This window comes from Paracoccus aeridis, from assembly GCF_004923205.2.
Classification (GTDB): domain Bacteria; phylum Pseudomonadota; class Alphaproteobacteria; order Rhodobacterales; family Rhodobacteraceae; genus Paracoccus; species Paracoccus aeridis.
Genome location: NZ_SELD02000008.1, coordinates 21942 through 38200, shown reverse-complemented (window position 1 = coordinate 38200; position 16259 = coordinate 21942). Strand labels below are relative to the sequence as shown.

17 protein-coding genes are annotated in these 16259 nt (G+C 69.6%); 4 read left to right on the top strand and 13 right to left on the bottom strand.

Annotated features, from left to right (window positions below; genetic code table 11):
- Position 1 precedes the first annotated feature (1 nt).
- Genes ELI80_RS04470 through ELI80_RS04450 form a run of 5 tightly spaced genes read right to left on the bottom strand, consistent with a single transcriptional unit; the run spans position 2 to position 5072 of the window.
- On the bottom strand, positions 2-805 hold the full coding sequence (locus tag ELI80_RS04470; RefSeq protein ID WP_161596425.1) for a polysaccharide pyruvyl transferase family protein: 804 nt from the start codon (positions 803-805) through the stop codon (positions 2-4).
- A gap of 22 nt (positions 806-827) precedes the next feature.
- Positions 828-1148 (bottom strand): heavy metal-binding domain-containing protein, encoded by a 321-nt coding sequence (locus ELI80_RS04465; RefSeq protein WP_136649895.1) that lies wholly within the window; start codon positions 1146-1148, stop codon positions 828-830.
- A gap of 53 nt (positions 1149-1201) precedes the next feature.
- Complete coding sequence (sufB, locus tag ELI80_RS04460; protein WP_136649829.1) at positions 1202-2740, bottom strand: Fe-S cluster assembly protein SufB; 1539 nt, start codon at positions 2738-2740, stop codon at positions 1202-1204.
- Entirely contained in the window at positions 2740-3792 is a 1053-nt protein-coding gene (locus ELI80_RS04455; RefSeq protein WP_136649828.1) for a cysteine desulfurase family protein, read from the bottom strand. The genes sufB and ELI80_RS04455 overlap by 1 nt, the downstream gene beginning before the upstream one ends.
- On the bottom strand, positions 3789-5072 hold the full coding sequence (locus tag ELI80_RS04450; protein WP_136649827.1) for a bifunctional phosphopantothenoylcysteine decarboxylase/phosphopantothenate synthase: 1284 nt from the start codon (positions 5070-5072) through the stop codon (positions 3789-3791). Before ELI80_RS04450 ends, ELI80_RS04455 begins: the two co-directional genes overlap by 4 nt.
- A 129-nt stretch (positions 5073-5201) precedes the next feature.
- Between ELI80_RS04450 and ELI80_RS04445 the strand changes: the two genes are divergently transcribed.
- A complete protein-coding gene (locus ELI80_RS04445; protein ID WP_136649826.1) occupies positions 5202-6716 on the top strand; it encodes a YifB family Mg chelatase-like AAA ATPase in 1515 nt (504 codons plus the stop codon).
- Between the two features lie 93 nt (positions 6717-6809).
- Here the strand turns inward: ELI80_RS04445 and clpX are convergent, their stop codons facing one another.
- Together clpX and ELI80_RS04435 are read right to left on the bottom strand one after the other, a co-directional pair.
- The gene (gene clpX / locus ELI80_RS04440; RefSeq protein WP_136649825.1) at positions 6810-8072 is read right to left on the bottom strand and encodes an ATP-dependent Clp protease ATP-binding subunit ClpX; all 1263 of its coding nucleotides are present in this window, start codon (positions 8070-8072) and stop codon (positions 6810-6812) included.
- 188 nt (positions 8073-8260) lie between these two features.
- The gene (locus ELI80_RS04435; protein ID WP_136649824.1) at positions 8261-8890 is read right to left on the bottom strand and encodes an ATP-dependent Clp protease proteolytic subunit; all 630 of its coding nucleotides are present in this window, start codon (positions 8888-8890) and stop codon (positions 8261-8263) included.
- Positions 8891-9036: 146 nt separating this feature from the next.
- On the opposite strand from ELI80_RS04435, the gene pth reads away from it, so the two are divergent.
- The 3 genes from pth to ELI80_RS04420 are packed head-to-tail and all read left to right on the top strand — an operon-like array spanning position 9037 to position 10820.
- Positions 9037-9759, top strand: coding sequence for an aminoacyl-tRNA hydrolase (gene pth / locus ELI80_RS04430; protein WP_136649823.1), 723 nt, complete (start codon positions 9037-9039; stop codon positions 9757-9759).
- A complete protein-coding gene (locus tag ELI80_RS04425; RefSeq protein ID WP_201740553.1) occupies positions 9759-10160 on the top strand; it encodes a DUF2237 family protein in 402 nt (133 codons plus the stop codon). The genes pth and ELI80_RS04425 overlap by 1 nt, the downstream gene beginning before the upstream one ends.
- Positions 10161-10199: 39 nt before the next feature.
- On the top strand, positions 10200-10820 hold the full coding sequence (locus ELI80_RS04420; RefSeq protein ID WP_136649821.1) for a DUF4893 domain-containing protein: 621 nt from the start codon (positions 10200-10202) through the stop codon (positions 10818-10820).
- Positions 10821-10832: 12 nt separating this feature from the next.
- On the opposite strand, the gene trpB is transcribed toward ELI80_RS04420, so the two are convergent.
- From trpB to rpsA, 6 genes are all read right to left on the bottom strand, one after another.
- On the bottom strand, positions 10833-12056 hold the full coding sequence (gene trpB, locus ELI80_RS04415; protein WP_136649820.1) for a tryptophan synthase subunit beta: 1224 nt from the start codon (positions 12054-12056) through the stop codon (positions 10833-10835).
- 22 nt (positions 12057-12078) lie between these two features.
- A complete protein-coding gene (locus ELI80_RS04410) occupies positions 12079-12519 on the bottom strand; it encodes a GNAT family N-acetyltransferase (RefSeq protein ID WP_136649819.1) in 441 nt (146 codons plus the stop codon).
- Positions 12516-13169, bottom strand: coding sequence for a phosphoribosylanthranilate isomerase (locus tag ELI80_RS04405; protein WP_136649818.1), 654 nt, complete (start codon positions 13167-13169; stop codon positions 12516-12518). Before ELI80_RS04405 ends, ELI80_RS04410 begins: the two co-directional genes overlap by 4 nt.
- Positions 13170-13188: 19 nt before the next feature.
- The gene (locus ELI80_RS04400; RefSeq protein ID WP_161596424.1) at positions 13189-13632 is read right to left on the bottom strand and encodes a LapA family protein; all 444 of its coding nucleotides are present in this window, start codon (positions 13630-13632) and stop codon (positions 13189-13191) included.
- Positions 13633-13827: 195 nt separating this feature from the next.
- Positions 13828-14112, bottom strand: coding sequence for an integration host factor subunit beta (gene ihfB / locus ELI80_RS04395; RefSeq protein ID WP_136649816.1), 285 nt, complete (start codon positions 14110-14112; stop codon positions 13828-13830).
- Positions 14113-14358: 246 nt separating this feature from the next.
- The gene (rpsA, locus tag ELI80_RS04390; RefSeq protein WP_136649815.1) at positions 14359-16038 is read right to left on the bottom strand and encodes a 30S ribosomal protein S1; all 1680 of its coding nucleotides are present in this window, start codon (positions 16036-16038) and stop codon (positions 14359-14361) included.
- Positions 16039-16259: the final 221 nt, after the last annotated feature.

The following is a 16259-nucleotide window of genomic DNA, read 5'->3' as shown; positions in this document are numbered from 1 at the left end:
TTCAGTTCGCCCGAAGCTCGGCCGGGAAGCTGTCGCGTAGCGCCTGCTTGGCGGCAGCGATCCCGTCGGCGTAGGGCAGTGTCTCGGGCATCGTTTCAGACCGGAGCGCGGACAGATAGCCCGGCACCTGGTCGGGGTCCAGCGGCGCGCCCAGAAGGCGGCCGATGGCGGCGGCGTAGTCGATGAACTTGAGCGTCGGCGTGGCATGCGCCCCGATGGGCGTGAGCCAGTGGTTCGGGATCCCCAGCGCGTCCGCGACGATGAGGCCGTGGAGCGACGAGGACAGGACGAACCGGCACGCCGCGATCCGGCGCACGACCGACAGCGCGTCCGTGGTGCGCGGGTCGATCAGGTCGATCCGCGGGTCGCGGGCAAGGTCCCGCATCTCGGGCGTGTCCACCAGCTGCCAATGCGGGACGAGACCGATGCGGTCGGCCTGTTCGGGGCGCTCGTCCAGCAGCTCGTCGGCGAAAAGCCCCGGATCGCCGTAGGGCAGTGCAGGAGCTTGGTTGGTCAGCGCGGCGGTGATCGGCCCGCGCAGCGCCACGACCTCGATCCGCGACATGAAGGGCGAGGGGCGAGGCGACAGGATCCCGCTGCCCCACATGAACGGGAGGTGGCCGTTTTCCGGCGCCTCGCTGAAGCGTTCGCCGATCAGGCTGATGACGGAGCCGACCGCGAACAGGTCGCATTCGAGCGGACCGGCCCAGACCGCCTGCCGGCCGCTGACATGCGCCACCACGTCAAGGGACAGGGCGTCGCCGAAGTTCTCGCCGCGCCAGTGAAAGACCTTGATGGGCTTCACCACTTCGTCCCGCACGATGCCTTCACCCCGCCTCGGCGATCGTGACCGCGGTGCCGGACGCCGACACCATCAGCATGTTGTTGATGACCTCGTAATCGAGGTCCACGCCCACGATGGCGTTGCCGCCGAGGTCACGCGCCCGGGCCATCATCTCGCCGATCGCGGTCTCGCGTGCCTGCGCCAGCGATTGCTCGTAGGCGGCGGAGCGGCCGCCCACGATGTCGCGGATCCCGGCGAACACGTCGCGGAAGATGTTGGCGCCCAGGATCGTCTCGCCGGTGACGATGCCGTGATAGGCGCGCACCGGTCGGCCCTCGACCGTCGGCGTCGTGGTGACGACCATCGCCCCCGCATCACTGCCGACGTTCCCGCGCGCTGCGCCGCCCCAGGGCTGGCTCATCCGACCGACCCTTCAAGGCTGATCGCGACGAGGCTCTGCGCTTCCATCGCGAACTCCATCGGCAGCGCCTGCAGCACCTCGCGGCAGAAGCCGTTGACGACGAGCGCCACCGCCTCTTCCTCGTCCATGCCGCGGGCGCGGCAGTAGAACAGCTGGTCGTCGTCCACCTTGGACGTAGTCGCCTCGTGCTCGACGCGCGACGAGGTGTTCTTGACCTCGATGTAGGGCACGGTATGCGCGCCGCACTTGTCGCCGATCAGCAGGCTGTCGCACTGGGTGTAGTTGCGGCTGTTCGTTGCGCGCGGGTGCATGGACACGAGCCCGCGATAGGTGTTCTGCGCGCGGCCCGCCGAAATCCCCTTGGACACGATGCGCGACCGGGTGTTCTTGCCCAGGTGCACCATCTTCGTGCCGGTATCGGCCTGCTGGAGGTTGTTGGCGATGGCGATGGAGTAGAACTCGCCCTGGCTTTCCTCGCCGCGCAGGATGCAGGACGGGTATTTCCAGGTGATCGCCGAGCCGGTCTCGACCTGCGTCCACATGACCTTGGCCCGCGCCTCGCGGCAGTCGGCGCGCTTGGTCACGAAGTTGTAGATCCCGCCCTTGCCGTCCTCGTCGCCGGGGAACCAGTTCTGGACGGTGGAATACTTCACCTCGGCGTCCTCGAGGACGACGATCTCGACCACGGCGGCGTGCAGTTGCGCGGTGTCGCGCTTGGGCGCGGTGCAGCCTTCCAGGTAGCTGACGTAGCTGCCCTTGTCGGCGATGATGAGCGTGCGCTCGAACTGGCCGGTGTTTTCCGCATTGATGCGGAAATAGGTCGACAGCTCCATCGGGCAGCGGACGCCCGGCGGGATGTAGACGAACGACCCGTCCGAAAAGACCGCGCTGTTCAGCGTCGCGAAGAAGTTGTCGGAGGGCGGCACGACCGAGCCGAGGTACTTCTTAACCAGCTCGGGGTGGTTGCGGATCGCCTCGCTGATCGAGCAGAAGATCACGCCGGCCTTTGCCAGCTCGTCCTTGAAGGTCGTGCCCACGCTGACGCTGTCGAACACGGCATCGACGGCCACGCGCCGCTCGTCGCCGGGGGCCTGGATGGGGGACGCGTCGGCGCCCTCGACCCCGGCGAGGATCGCCTGTTCCTTCAGCGGGATCCCCAGCTTGGCGTACGTCGCCAGCAGCTTGGGATCGACCTCGTCCAGCGACTTCGGCTTTACCGCCATGCTTTTCGGGCGGGCGTAGTAGAACTGGTCCTGGTAGTCGATGTGGGGATAGTTCAGCATCGCCCAGCGGGGCTCGGTCATGCCTTCCCAGCGGCGGAACGCGGCCAGCCGCCAGTCGGTCATCCACTCCGGCTCGCCGTTCTTTTCCGAGATGAGGCGGACGATGTCCTCGTTGATGCCCCTGGGGGCGTATTCCATCTCGATCTCGGTGTCCCAGCCGTACTTGTAGGACCCCATGTTCGCGACGGTCTCGACCGTCTCGCGGTCCACGCCTTCGCGGACTTCCAGTTCGGTTGCGTCGAGTGCGGCCATCAACCTGTCTTTCCCTGCTTGCTCTGCCAGCGCGACCGGGCGGTAAGCCAGGCGTCGGCGAAGCGATCCAATTCCCCGGCGGTCGTGGCCCGGCCGAACGACACGCGCAGCGCGCATGCGGCATCCGCCTCGGGCACGCCCATCGCGCGCAGCACGCCGCTTGGCCTGACCTTCCCGGACGAACAGGCCGACCCGGCCGAAACCGCGAAGCCCGCCAGGTCCATCTGCATCACCTGCGTCTCGCCCTTCCACCCCGGCGTCAGGATGGACAGCGTCTGCGGCAACCTGCGTGACGCGCGCCCGGGATACATAGTGTTTTCGTCATCAATATCCAGAGCGTTCTGCAACCGGTCCCGCAGTTCGGCCTGTTTTTCGGCCGATCCCGCCGCCAGGTCGTCCTGCGCGGCGGCGGCGGCGGCGGCGAAGCCCGCGATCCCGATCAGGTTTTCCGTCCCGGCGCGGCGGCCCTGTTCCTGCCCGCCGCCGCGGATCCGCGCCTCGATGTCGGTTCCGCGCTTCACGATCAGCGCGCCGATGCCCTTGGGGCCGCCCAGCTTGTGGGCGCTGACGAACCCCGCCTCGATCCCCAGCCAGTCGAAGGCGAGCGGCACCTTGCCGAAGGCCTGCGTCAAATCGCTGACGGCAAGGCCTTCGGGCAGGTCCTGAAGCACGCCCGTTTCGCTGTTCGCCATCTGCAGCGACGCGCGCGCCGGGTCGGGAACCGCGACGCGGCCGCCCGCGTCGGCGGGCAGGCTGTCGTCGGACCACGCCCGGACCACGTCATGCTCGATCGCCGAACAGGCGAGGCCGCGACCCGCCATGACCAGCGCCGCGGCTTCCGTCGCGCCCGAGGTGAAGATCACGTCCGCCGCCTGCGCGCCCGCCGCCTGCGCCACCGCCTCGCGCGCGCGTTCCAGCAGCATCTTCGCCGCGCGCCCTTCGGCATGGACGCTGGACGGGTTGCCGATCAGGTCCATCGCATCGGCCATGGCCGCCCGCGCCTCGGGCCGCAGCGGGGCCGTCGCGTTCCAGTCGAGATAGACGCGGCTCATGAGGCCGCCACCCCCGCGTCCTGCAGCGCCTCGGCGATCCGCGCCGCAAGCCTGCGCGCGACCTCGGCCTTTGCGAGGCGCGGCCACGGCTCGGCACCGTCCGACGTCACCAGCGTGATCTCGTTCTCGGTTCCGCCCATGATCCCGGTCCCGTCGCTCACGTCGTTCGCCACGATCCAGTCGGCGTTCTTGCGCTGCCGCTTCGAGGTGGCGTTGGCGACCACGTCGTGCGTTTCGGCCGCGAACCCCACGACCAGCGCCGGCCGCCGCGCATCTGACCCGATCCAGGCGAGGATGTCCGGGTTCTCCGCCATCTCCAGCGCGGGCGGCCGGCCCGACCCGTCCTTCTTCATCTTGCGGGCGGAGGCATTCACCACCTGCCAGTCGGCCACCGCCGCCGCCATGACCGCGGCGTCAGCGGGCAGCGCGGCCTCCACCGCGTCGCGCATCTCGCGCGCGGTCTCCACCCGGATCACGTCCACCCGTTCGGGCGGGGGCACGGTCGCGGGGCCGGTGACGAAGCTCACACGCGCGCCGAGGTCGCGCAGCGCCGTGGCAATGGCGGTCCCCTGCGCGCCAGACGAGCGGTTGGCGATGTAGCGGACGGGATCGATCGGCTCGTAGGTGGGGCCCGAGGTCACGATCACGTGGCGGCCCTTCAGCGGCTGCGGGGCAGGGGGCGTCACCAGCGTCTCGGGCGGCAGGCGCAGGGACGGCATGCCGGCCGGTAGCGTCGGCAGCGGCGACAGCGCGGCGCGGATCGCGGCCAGGATCTGGTCGGGCTCGGCCATGCGGCCCTCGCCCCACTCGCCGCATGCCATCTCGCCCTCGTCCGGGCCGACGAACAGGATGCCGTCGCCCTCCAGCGTGGCGCGGTTGCGGCGGGTCGCGGCGTGGTCCCACATCCGCACGTTCATCGCGGGCGCGATCAGCACCCGCTTGTCGGTCGCCATCAGCAGCGTCGAAGCGAGGTCGTCCGCGTGCCCGTTCGCCATCTTCGCCATCAGGTCGGCCGTTGCCGGCACGACCACCACGAGATCGGCCGCGCGGGACAGCTGGATATGCCCCATCTCGGCCTCGCGCGTCAGGTCGAACAGATCGGTGTGGCAGGGCGCGCCCGCCAGCGCCGACAGCGTCAGCGGGGTCACGAACTCGGCGCCGCCCCGGGTCAGGACCGGCGTGACCGACGCGCCCGCCTTGCGGATCAGGCGCACGAGTTCCGGCGCCTTGAAGGCGGCGACGCCGCCCCCCACCACCAGCAAGATCCGCTTGCCCTGCATGTCCGTGCCCCTCCAGCTTCGTCCGTTGCCCGGAACCTAGGCGCGGGCGATCCGATCGACAAGGAAGCCGCCGTTAACCCCGCGTTAACGGCGCGCCGTTAGCCATTCCGCGGGCAGCAGGAGGCAGGAATGGTCGCGATCGCCTTCACGGTGGCGTTCGAGGGGGTCGAGGCGCGGCTGGTCGAGGTGCAGGCCTCGGTCAGCGCGGGCATGCCGTCCTTCGGCATCGTGGGCCTGCCCGACAAGGCGGTGAGCGAGGCGCGCGACCGCGTCCGCGCCGCCTTCAACGCGCTGTCGATCGCCATGCCGTCGCGGCGCGTGACGGTGAACCTGTCGCCGGCCGACCTGCCGAAGGAGGGGTCGCATTTCGACCTGCCGATCGCGCTTGCGGTGCTGGCGGCGCTGGACATCGTGCCGCCGGACGAACTCGCGGGGGTCGTGTCGCTGGGGGAACTGGCGCTCGACGGGCGGCTGGTCGCGGTCGCGGGCGCGCTGCCCGCCGCCATGGCCGCGGCCGAGGACGACCGGACCCTGATCTGCCCCGCGCCCTGCGGCGCGGAAGCGGCGTGGGTCGCCTCGGTCCCCGTGCTGGCGCCCGCGACGCTGAAGCAGGCGCTGGATCACCTGACGGGGCGCGCGCCGCTGGCCCGCGCGAAACCGGGCGAGGTCGCCGCCGCCCCGTGCCTGCGCGACCTTGCCCACGTGCGCGGGCAGGAACGCGCCCGCCGCGCGCTGGAGATCGCCGCCGCCGGCCGCCACCACCTGCTGATGACCGGCCCGCCCGGCACCGGCAAGTCGATGCTCGCCGCCTGCCTGCCCGGCATCATGCCGCCGCTCAGCCCGGCCGAGGCGCTGGAAACCTCGATGATCCATTCGCTCGCGGGCGTGCTGGCCGATGGCGGCATCTCGCGCGAGGCGCCGTTCTGCGAGCCGCACCACACCGCGTCGATGGCCGCGATCGTCGGCGGCGGGCGCGGCGCGAAACCCGGCCAGATCAGCCTGGCCCATAACGGCGTCCTGTTCCTCGATGAGCTGCCCGAGTTCTCGCGTCCGGTTCTGGAAACCCTGCGCCAGCCGATCGAGACGGGAGAGGTCGTGGTCGCCCGCGCCAACGCCCATGTCCGCTATCCCTGCCGCTTCCTGCTCGTCGCGGCCGCGAACCCCTGCCGCTGCGGGCAGCTTGCCGATGCGGCGCGCGCCTGCGCCAAGGCGCCGGCCTGCGGGTCGGACTACATGGGCCGCATCTCGGGTCCGCTGTTGGACCGCTTCGACCTGAGGATCGAGGTGCCGGCGGTGTCGGTCGCCGACCTCGAACGGCCTGCGTCCGCGGAAAGCTCGGCCGAGGTCGCCGCGCGCGTTCGGGCGGCGCGCGCCGTGCAGGCCGACCGCTTCGCGGATCAGCCGCGGATGCGCGTCAATGCCGACGCCTCCGGCGCCGTTCTGGACGAGATCGCCCGCCCCGACGCCGAGGGGCGCGACCTGATCCACCGCGCCGCCGAGCGGCTGGGCCTGACCGCGCGGGGCTATCATCGGGTGCTGCGGACCGCGCGCACCATCGCGGATCTCGATGCGTCGCCCGACGTGCGCGCGCCGCACCTGGCCGAGGCGCTGGGGTACCGGTTGCCGTTCGTCGCCGGCGGGTAGGGGAACGGCGTCGGCTGCGAGTGGATCTTCCGGCGGCGACAGAACAACGCCGCCCCGGAGGGCGGCGGTTCGTTACTTCGACTTGGCTGCCGATCAGCCGGCCGAGACTTCCTTCTTCGGCTCGGCGTGGATCAGCAGCGGCTTCGCTGCGGGGTTGTCCACCGCTTCCTCGTTCACGACGACCTCGTCCACGCTGCCCAGCCCCGGCAGTTCGAACATGGTGTCGAGCAGGATGTCTTCCATGATCGAACGCAGGCCGCGGGCGCCGGTCTTGCGCTTGATCGCGCGCCGCGCGATCGCCTTCAGCGCATCGTCGGTGAAGGTCAGCTTCACGTCTTCCAGGTCGAAGAGCCGCTGGTACTGCTTCACCAGCGCGTTCTTGGGCTGGGTCAGGATGATGATCAGCGCCTCTTCGTCGAGGTCGGTCAGCGTTGCGATCACCGGCAGGCGGCCGACGAACTCGGGGATCAGGCCGAACTTCAGCAGGTCCTCGGGCTCGAGTTCCTTGAACATCTCGCCCACGCCGCGGTCGTCGTTGTCCTTGACGGTGGCGCCGAAGCCCATCGCCGTGCCCTTGTTGCGCTGCGCGATGATGCGTTCCAGCCCCGCGAAGGCGCCGCCGCAGATGAACAGGATGTTGGTCGTGTCCACCTGCAGGAATTCCTGCTGCGGATGCTTGCGGCCACCCTGCGGCGGCACGGACGCGACCGTCCCTTCCATGATCTTCAGCAGCGCCTGCTGCACGCCCTCGCCCGAGACGTCGCGGGTGATCGAGGGGTTGTCGGACTTGCGGGTGATCTTGTCGACCTCGTCGATGTAGACGATGCCGCGCTGCGCCCGCTCGACGTTGTATTCCGACGCCTGCAGCAGCTTGAGGATGATGTTCTCGACGTCCTCGCCGACGTAGCCCGCCTCGGTCAGCGTCGTCGCGTCGGCCATGGTGAACGGCACGTCGAGGATCCGGGCGAGCGTCTGCGCCAGCAGCGTCTTGCCGCAGCCGGTCGGGCCGATCAGCAGGATGTTCGACTTCGCCAGCTCGATATCGGCCTTCGAGCCGTGGTTCAGCCGCTTGTAGTGGTTGTGGACGGCGACCGACAGCACGCGCTTGGCGTGTTCCTGGCCGATCACGTAGTCGTCGAGGACCGCCATCAGCTCGCGCGGGGTCGGCACGCCCTCGCCGGATTTCAGGCCCGACGACTTGGTTTCCTCGCGGATGATGTCCATGCACAGCTCGACGCATTCGTCGCAGATGAACACCGTCGGGCCCGCGATCAGCTTGCGGACCTCGTGCTGGCTCTTGCCGCAGAAGCTGCAATAGAGCGTGTTCTTGCTGTCGCTGCCGGGCTGGTTCGCCATGGTCAGTTCCTTGTCCTTCGTCGCTGCGGGCTGATAGCGCCGGCAGATGCCGGAGGCGGCAGAAGCGCCGGCTCCGCTCGTCGTCCCAATCTAGGGACGCCGCCATGTTGTCACAATCCCAAAACGGATCATGGAAATGTTGTGAGGGGCGGGGCAGCGGCAGGCAGCCTCCGCCGCTCCGTCCCTGCTCAGCTGTCGGGGACCGCCTTGCCGCGGTTCTGCAGAATCTCGTCGATCAACCCGAACTCCCTCGCCTCCTCGGGCGACATGAAGCGGTCGCGGTCGAGCGCGCGTTCCACCTCTTCCAGGGAGCGGCCGGTATGTTCGACGTAGATTTCGTTCATCCGGTGCTTCAGCTTGTGCGTTTCCTCGGCGTGGATCAGCAGGTCCGAGGTGTTGCCGCGGAACCCGCCCGAGGGCTGGTGCACCATGATCCGGCTGTTCGGAAGCGAATAGCGCGCCCCCTTCTCGCCGCCCATCAGCAGCAGCGCGCCCATCGAGGCGGCCTGCCCGATCACCAGGGTGGAAATCCGCGGGCGGACGTACTGCATGGTGTCGTAGATCGACAGGCCCGCCGTCACCACGCCGCCCGGGCTGTTGATGTAGATGCTGATGTCCTTGGACGGGTTCTCCGCCTCGAGGAACAGCAGCTGGGCCGAGATCAGCGTGGCCATGCCGTCGTGGACGGGCCCCGCCACGAAGATGATGCGTTCCTTGAGCAGGCGCGAGAAGATGTCGTAGGCGCGTTCGCCCCGGCTGGTCTGTTCCACTACCATCGGGACAAGGTTGTTCATGTAGAATTCTTGCGGATCGTGCATCTCAGCCCCTGTGATCGTCCGTCGCGGGCACACCCGCCCGCGGTCCTGCCCGTCCACCGTCTTTACGGGCGAAAGGTTGACAGAGTCTTAGTAACGCGCGACGCCACCTGCAAGGTATGGGTCGAATTGCAGGGAAAGGTGGGCCGGTGCAGCTGATCGTCGGACTGGGCAACCCGGGCGCGCAATACGCGGGCAACCGCCACAACATCGGCTGGATGGCCGTTGATCGGATCGCGGCCGACCACGGCTTCTCGCCCTGGCGGGCGCGGTTCCAGGGGCTGGCCGCGGAAGGGCGGCTCGGGGGCGAGAAGGTCGTGGCCCTGAAGCCGCAGACCTTCATGAACGCCAGCGGCCAGTCGGTGGGCGAGGCGATGCGGTACCTGAAGCTCGATCCGGCCGATGTCGTGGTGCTGCACGACGAACTGGACCTCGCGCCGGGCAAGGTCCGGGTCAAGACGGGCGGGGGTCACGCGGGCCATAACGGGCTGCGGTCGATCCACCAGCACGTGGGCGAGGGGTATCGCCGCGTGCGGCTGGGGATCGGTCATCCGGGGCACAAGGACCGGGTGTCGGGCTACGTGCTGTCGGACTTCGCCAAGGCCGACGCGGACTGGCTGGACGACGTGATCCGGGGCGTCTCGGACGGCGCGCCGGCCCTGGCCGCGCGGGACGACGTCCGGTTCGCCACCCTCGTCGCGGCGCGGACCCAGCCGGCGCGGAACAGCGGCACCGCGCGGCCGAATGACGCGCCGGGGCCGAAACCGCCGCCCAGGTCCACACCCGTGCCCGCGCCCGCACCCGCGGAACGTACGACCGACCTTGCCGGCAAGCTGGACGCGCTGCGGTCGCTGTTCGGGGGAAAGTCGTGATGGAACCGTCGCTCAATGTCCTTGGGGGGCCGCTGGAAAGCTGCTCGACCGACCCGATGACCGGGTTCTACCGCAACGGCTGCTGCGACACCGGGCCCGAGGATCGCGGCAACCATACCGTCTGCGTGGTGGTGACGGCGGAGTTCCTCGCCTTCTCGAAGTATCTCGGCAATGACCTGTCGACGCCGCGCCCCGAGTACCGCTTCGCCGGGTTGAAGCCGGGCGATCGCTGGTGCCTGTGCGCCGGCCGCTTCCTGCAGGCGGCGCAGGAATTTGCGGCGCCCCGCGTCGTCCTCGCGGCGACGCACAGCGCCGCGACCCGGGTGGTGCCGCTGGAACTGCTGCGCGCGCACGCGGTTGACGCCCCGACCCGGAACGGGGACGGGACGGGTCAGGGCTGATCTTCCCGCGCTGTCCGGCCGTGCAGAAGGAGCTTGCAGATGACCCGCACCGCCCTCGTCGCTGCCGTGCTGGTGGCCGCCCTGCCGACCGCCACGCTGCCGACCGCCGCGCTGCCGCAACCCGCGCCCGGAGCGCCGCCCATCCGCGAGGCTGACGCAGAGCGGCTGGCCAACCTCGACGCGGCGACCGGGATTGCCCTGCGGCAGCTCGTGGTGGAAGGCGACGCGGCGCAGGTGGCGCTGGCACGGGCGGCGCTGAAGGGCGACGCCGTGCCGGCCGACGCGGCGGACCTCGAGGGCGAATGGAATTGCAGCATGACGAAGATCGGCGGGCTGCTGCCAGCGGTGAGCTACCCGCCGTTCCGCTGCCGGCTCGGAAGGGACGGCGACCGCCTGACCTTCGACAAGCTCACCGGATCACAGCGCACCCGGGGAACGCTGCAGATGTCGGACGGGCGCTGGGTCTATCTCGGCTCGACCTTCGTGGAAGGTGAGCAGCCGATGCCCTACGCGGATTTTCCCGAGGTCGTGGACATCTCGACCGGCGAGACCCTGCCGGACGTGGGCGTGCTGGAACTCACCGGGCCCGATACCGCCCGGATCACCTTTCCGCTTCCCTACCGCGAATCGGTCCTGAACGTCCTGACGCTGACCCGCTGAGCGGCCCCTGCGTCAGGCCGTGATCTCCACCCCCAGATGCCGGGCCACGGTGAAGATGTCCTTGTCGCCCCGGCCCGACAGGTTTAGCACGATCAGGTGCTCGCGCGGCAGCGCGGGGGCGATCTTCGCCACGTGGGCCAGCGCGTGGCTGGGCTCGAGCGCGGGGATGATCCCTTCCGTCTCGCAGCAGAGCGCGAAGGCCGCGAGCGCCTCGTTGTCGGTGATGGCGACGTATTCGGCGCGGCCCACCTCGTGCAGCCACGCATGTTCCGGACCGATCCCGGGATAGTCGAGGCCCGCGCTGATCGAGCTGCCTTCGAGGATCTGGCCGTCGTCGTCCTGCAGAAGATAGGTGCGGTTGCCGTGAAGGACGCCCGGGCGGCCGCCCGACAGGCTCGCGCAGTGCTCCATCCGGGCGTCAACGCCCTTGCCGCCGGCCTCGACCCCGATGATCCGGACCGACGGGTCGTCGAGGAACGGGTGGAACAGCCCCATGGCGTTCGACCCGCCGCCGATCGCGGCGATGATCGTGTCGGGCAGGCGCCCTTCGGCGGACATGATCTGCGTCTTTGTCTCGCGTCCGATGATCGACTGGAAGTCGCGGACCATTGCGGGGTAGGGATGCGGGCCCGCCACGGTGCCGATGCAGTAGAAGGTGTCGTGCACGTTCGTGACCCAGTCGCGCATCGCGTCGTTCATCGCGTCCTTCAGGGTGCCGCGGCCGGACTTCACCGCGACGACCTCGGCCCCGAGCAGGCGCATGCGGAACACGTTCGGCTGCTGGCGCTCGACGTCGTGCGCGCCCATGTAGACCACGCATTTCAGCCCGAACCGCGCGCAGACGGTCGCGGTGGCGACCCCGTGCTGGCCCGCGCCGGTTTCCGCGATGATCCGGGTCTTGCCCATGCGCCGCGCCAGCAGGATCTGCCCCAGCACGTTGTTCACCTTGTGGCTGCCGGTGTGGTTCAGCTCCTCGCGCTTGAAATACACCGTCGCGCCGCCAAGCCGTTCGGTCAGCCGCTCGGCCTTGTAGAGCGGCGAGGGGCGGCCGACGTAGTTGACCTGCAGGTCCTCCATCTCGGCGGCGAAGGCGGGGTCGGCCTTGGCGCGGTCGTATTCGGCCTGCAGGTCCAGGATCAGCGGCATCAGCGTCTCGCTGACGAAGCGGCCGCCGAAGATGCCGAAACGGCCCTGCTCGTCGGGGCCGCTCATGTAGCTGTTCAGCAGATCGTCCATCGCACGCTCCTGTCGGCCGGGATCAGAGCGTTTTCTTAAACCCGACATGGGACGCGGTAAACCCGAGCCGGTCGTAGAAGCGGTGCGCGTCGGTGCGGGCGGCGTTGGTGGTCAGCTGCATGATCCTGCAACCCGCGGCGCGGGCGCGCGCCTCGGCATCGGCGAACATCTGCGCGCCGATGCCCTGCCCGCGCAGCCCCGGGGAAACCCGGACGGCCTCGACCAGCGCGCGGCGGGTGCCCTGCAGCGACAGGCCGGAAATGAAGGTGATCTGGTAGCAGGCGACGACGCGGCCGCCGTCCTCGGCCACGATCTGGTGGTTCGCGCCCTCGGCCGCCATCGCGTCGAAGGCGGCGAGATAGGCGGACGGGTCCGCGATCTCGCGCGACTGGCCAAGCGAGTCGGCGGCGAGCAGCGCCACGATGGCCGGGACGTCGAGGCGGGTGGCCTCGCGCCAGATCACCGGGCGCGATCGCCTTGGGTCGCGGCGGCGACGAAGCCGCGGATCAGCCCTGCGTCCTTCACGCCGGGTGCGCTTTCCACGCCGGAACTGACGTCGACCGCGGCCGCGCCGGTCAGGGCGATCGCCTCGGCCACGTTGGCGGGGGTCAGGCCGCCCGCCAGCATCCAGGGCCGCAGCATCCGTCGCCCCGCCAGAAGCCGCCAGTCGAATGACAGCCCGTTTCCGCCCGGCAGCGCCGCGTCCTTCGGTGCCTTGGCGTCGATCAGCAGGATGTCGGCCACGACACCGTAGTCGGTCAGCGCGGGCAGGTCGGCGGCCTCGGCAACCCCCACGGCCTTCATCACCGGCAGCCCCGTCAGGGCGCGGATCGCGGCCACGCGGGCGGGCGTCTCGGCCCCGTGCAGCTGCACGATGTCGAGCGGTACGGTCGCCAGCACGCGGTCGAGGTCGGCGTCGTCCGGGTCAACGAACAGCCCGACCCGCGCGAGCCCCTCGGGCGCGGCAATCGCCAGCGCCGCCGCCTGTTCGGGCGACACGTTGCGGGGCGAGCGGGGGAAGAAAACGAAGCCCGCGTACCGCGCGCCGGCCTGCGCGGCGGCGCGGACATCCTCGGCCCGGCTCAGGCCGCAGATCTTGACGGCGGCGGTCACGGCCCGGTCATCCAGCGGATCACGGGCGGGCGGCGACGGCGCCGGGCGTGGTCGCGGGGATGCGGGCGGGAACGAGCGGGCCGGAGGTCGCGGCGCCGGCGGGCTGCGGCCGGGACGCGTCGAGGATCGCCAGCACGTCGTCCTGCGGGACGGCCACGCCGGTCGCGGCCACGGTGACGGGCCCCCCGCGCGTCCGCGCGGCCACTTCGCGCCGCCGCTGCGCGGCAATGTTCCGGTAATGCGATTCCCGCATCCATTCGGCGACGATGCCCAGGACCAGCCCGATCACCAGCGTCAGGAAGATCAGAAGGAACAGCGGCATCGAAAGCGACCAGCGCCCACCGATGAAGTCGGCCACGTTCTGGGGCATCAGGCTTACGGTGACGGGCGCGCGGTTCGCAAGCGCCACGCAGATCAGCACGAGCCCCAGCAAGATCACGAACAGAAGGCGAAGGGTTCGCATGGGCAGGCTCCTCGGGCCGAAGTCGGGATTGCGCGGCGCTGTCGCGGCGGCGTGCGCGTTGGCCGCAATCTGGCGCATCGCGCCGCCGCCCGCAACCGCCGCCCGCAAAGGCGGGCTGGCGACCCGGTCATTGCCGCGCCGCGTTGTCCGGTGCCGACCACGAGCAATCGTCCGGGCACGACGGCGGCGCCGGTGTCACTCGCCGGCGTTCAGGCGGTCCCGCAGCAGCTTGCCGGTCTTGAAGAACGGGACGTGCTTCTGTTCTACCTGCACCATGTCGCCCGTGCGCGGATTGCGGCCTTGCCTTGCGTCCCGCTTCTTGACCGAGAACGCGCCGAACCCCCGCAGCTCGACCCGATCACCGCGCGCCATGGCGGCGATCACTTCCTCGAACACGGTCGCCACGATCTTCTCGACATCACGCTGGACCAGGTGGGGGTTCTCATCGGCAATCTTCTGGATCAATTCGGACCGGATCATCTGAACCCCTGCGTGCGCGGCAAGCCCCGTGCTCGGCGACCCCGTGCTCGGCGACCCCGTCCGGGGGCAGAACCCTCGGGCCGGAGCCATGCGGGCCAGCCAAGCCTGTCACGAGGAACGCGAATAAAGCCAAATGGTTGCACGCAGTTTTCCGCCGGCCTGCGACACCTTGGACATGGTCCCGCGCGGAAATGGCAACGCCGCCCCGAGGGGCGGCGCACCGTGTTTCGCCATGTAGGGCCGGGATCAGCCGCGGTTCTTCAGCGCGGCGCCCAGGATGTCGCCCAGCGAAGCGCCCGAATCGGACGAGCCGTACTGGTCGATCGCCTCCTTTTCCTCGGCGATCTCGCGGGCCTTGATCGACAGGCCCAGGCGGCGGGTCTTGGTGTCGATGTTGGTCACGCGGGCGTCGATGGTGTCGCCGACCTGGAAGCGCTCGGGGCGCTGGTCCTGGCGGTCGCGGGCGAGGTCCGAGCGGCGGATGAACGACTTCACGCCGTTGTATTCCACCTCGATCCCGCCGTCCTCGACGGCGGTCACGACGACCGACACGACCGAGCCACGCTTCACGCCGTCAACGGCTTCCGACATGGTGTCGTTTTCCAGCGCCTTGATCGAGAGCGAGATCCGCTCCTTCTCGACGTCGACTTCCTGGACCGCCGCGCGGACGACGTCGCCCTTGCGGAAGTTCTGGATCGCGTCCTCGCCGCGCTGGTCCCACGACAGGTCCGACAGGTGGACCATGCCGTCGATGTCGCCTTCCAGGCCCACGAACAGACCGAACTCGGTGATGTTCTTGACCTCGCCCTCGATCTGGGTGCCGGCGGGGTGGGTCTCGGCGAACACTTCCCACGGGTTACGCTGGGTCTGCTTCAGGCCCAGGCTCACGCGGCGCTTCTGCTCGTCGATCTCCAGCACCATGACGTCGACTTCCTGCGAGGTCGAGACGATCTTGCCGGGGTGGACGTTCTTCTTGGTCCAGGACATTTCCGAGACGTGGACCAGGCCCTCGATCCCGGCTTCCAGCTCCACGAAGGCGCCGTAGTCGGTGATGTTGGTGACGCGGCCCTTGTGGACCGACCCGATCGGGAACTTGTCGGCCACGGTGTCCCACGGATCGGACTGGAGCTGCTTCATGCCCAGGCTGATGCGGTGGGTTTCCTTGTTGATCTTGACGACCTGCACCTTGACGGTTTCGCCGATCGCCAGGATCTCGGACGGGTGGTTCACGCGGCGCCACGCCATGTCGGTGACGTGCAGCAGGCCGTCCACGCCGCCGAGGTCGACGAACGCGCCGTATTCGGTGATGTTCTTGACCACGCCGTCGACGACCTGACCTTCGTGCAGGTTGGCGATGACCTCGGCGCGCTGCTCGGCGCGGCTCTCTTCAAGAATGGCGCGGCGCGACACGACGATGTTGCCGCGGCGGCGGTCCATCTTGAGGATCTGGAACGGCTGCTTCAGGCCCATCAGCGGGCCGGCATCGCGCACGGGGCGCACGTCGACCTGCGAACCCGGCAGGAACGCGACAGCGCCGCCCAGGTCCACGGTGAAGCCGCCCTTGACGCGGCCGAAGATGGCGCCGTCGACGCGCTCTTCCTTGGCGTAGGCCTGCTCCAGGCGGTCCCACGCCTCTTCGCGGCGGGCCTTCTCGCGGCTGATCGAGGCTTCGCCGCGCGCGTTCTCGACCCGGTCGAGGAACACTTCGACTTCGTCGCCGACCTGCAGGCTGGCTTCCTCGCCAGGCCCTGCGAATTCCTTCAGATCGACGCGGCCTTCCATCTTGTAGCCGACGTCGATGATGGCTTGGCCCGCCTCGATGGCGATGACCTTGCCGCGCACGACCGAGCCTTCGCTGGGCGTGTCGATCTCGAGGCTGTCGTTCAGGAGGGCCTCGAACTCCTCCATGGATGCGTTTTTCGCCATGTGGCGGTGATATCCTTTGCGTTGCACTTTACGGGCCGGGCGGTTGGCTCCGCCGGTCTGATTGTGATGTCCCGCAGGCGGCGGTGGCCGGGCAACGACAAAGGGTCGCGGCTGTGCGCCCGACCCGATCTGCAGCGGCCTGTTGTGGCCATGTCGCCTGAAAGCACGTCGCCTGGAAGACTGGCGCGCCTATACCGCGCCACGTCCGCCGGCGCAAGCCG

Bases quoted from the DNA above. Each gene is read 5' to 3' on its own strand.
- ELI80_RS04465 (WP_136649895.1), bottom strand. From the start codon at position 1,148: ATGGTCGTCACCACGACGCCGACGGTCGAGGGCCGACCGGTGCGCGCC.
- sufB (WP_136649829.1), bottom strand. From the start codon at position 2,740: ATGGCCGCACTCGACGCAACCGAACTGGAAGTCCGCGAAGGCGTGGAC.
- ELI80_RS04455 (WP_136649828.1), bottom strand. From the start codon at position 3,792: ATGAGCCGCGTCTATCTCGACTGGAACGCGACGGCCCCGCTGCGGCCC.
- ELI80_RS04450 (WP_136649827.1), bottom strand. From the start codon at position 5,072: ATGCAGGGCAAGCGGATCTTGCTGGTGGTGGGGGGCGGCGTCGCCGCC.
- ELI80_RS04445 (WP_136649826.1), top strand. From the start codon at position 5,202: ATGGTCGCGATCGCCTTCACGGTGGCGTTCGAGGGGGTCGAGGCGCGG.
- clpX (WP_136649825.1), bottom strand. From the start codon at position 8,072: ATGGCGAACCAGCCCGGCAGCGACAGCAAGAACACGCTCTATTGCAGC.
- ELI80_RS04435 (WP_136649824.1), bottom strand. From the start codon at position 8,890: ATGCACGATCCGCAAGAATTCTACATGAACAACCTTGTCCCGATGGTA.
- ELI80_RS04425 (WP_201740553.1), top strand. From the start codon at position 9,759: ATGGAACCGTCGCTCAATGTCCTTGGGGGGCCGCTGGAAAGCTGCTCG.
- ELI80_RS04420 (WP_136649821.1), top strand. From the start codon at position 10,200: ATGACCCGCACCGCCCTCGTCGCTGCCGTGCTGGTGGCCGCCCTGCCG.
- trpB (WP_136649820.1), bottom strand. From the start codon at position 12,056: ATGGACGATCTGCTGAACAGCTACATGAGCGGCCCCGACGAGCAGGGC.
- ELI80_RS04400 (WP_161596424.1), bottom strand. From the start codon at position 13,632: ATGCGAACCCTTCGCCTTCTGTTCGTGATCTTGCTGGGGCTCGTGCTG.
- ihfB (WP_136649816.1), bottom strand. From the start codon at position 14,112: ATGATCCGGTCCGAATTGATCCAGAAGATTGCCGATGAGAACCCCCAC.
- rpsA (WP_136649815.1), bottom strand. From the start codon at position 16,038: ATGGCGAAAAACGCATCCATGGAGGAGTTCGAGGCCCTCCTGAACGAC.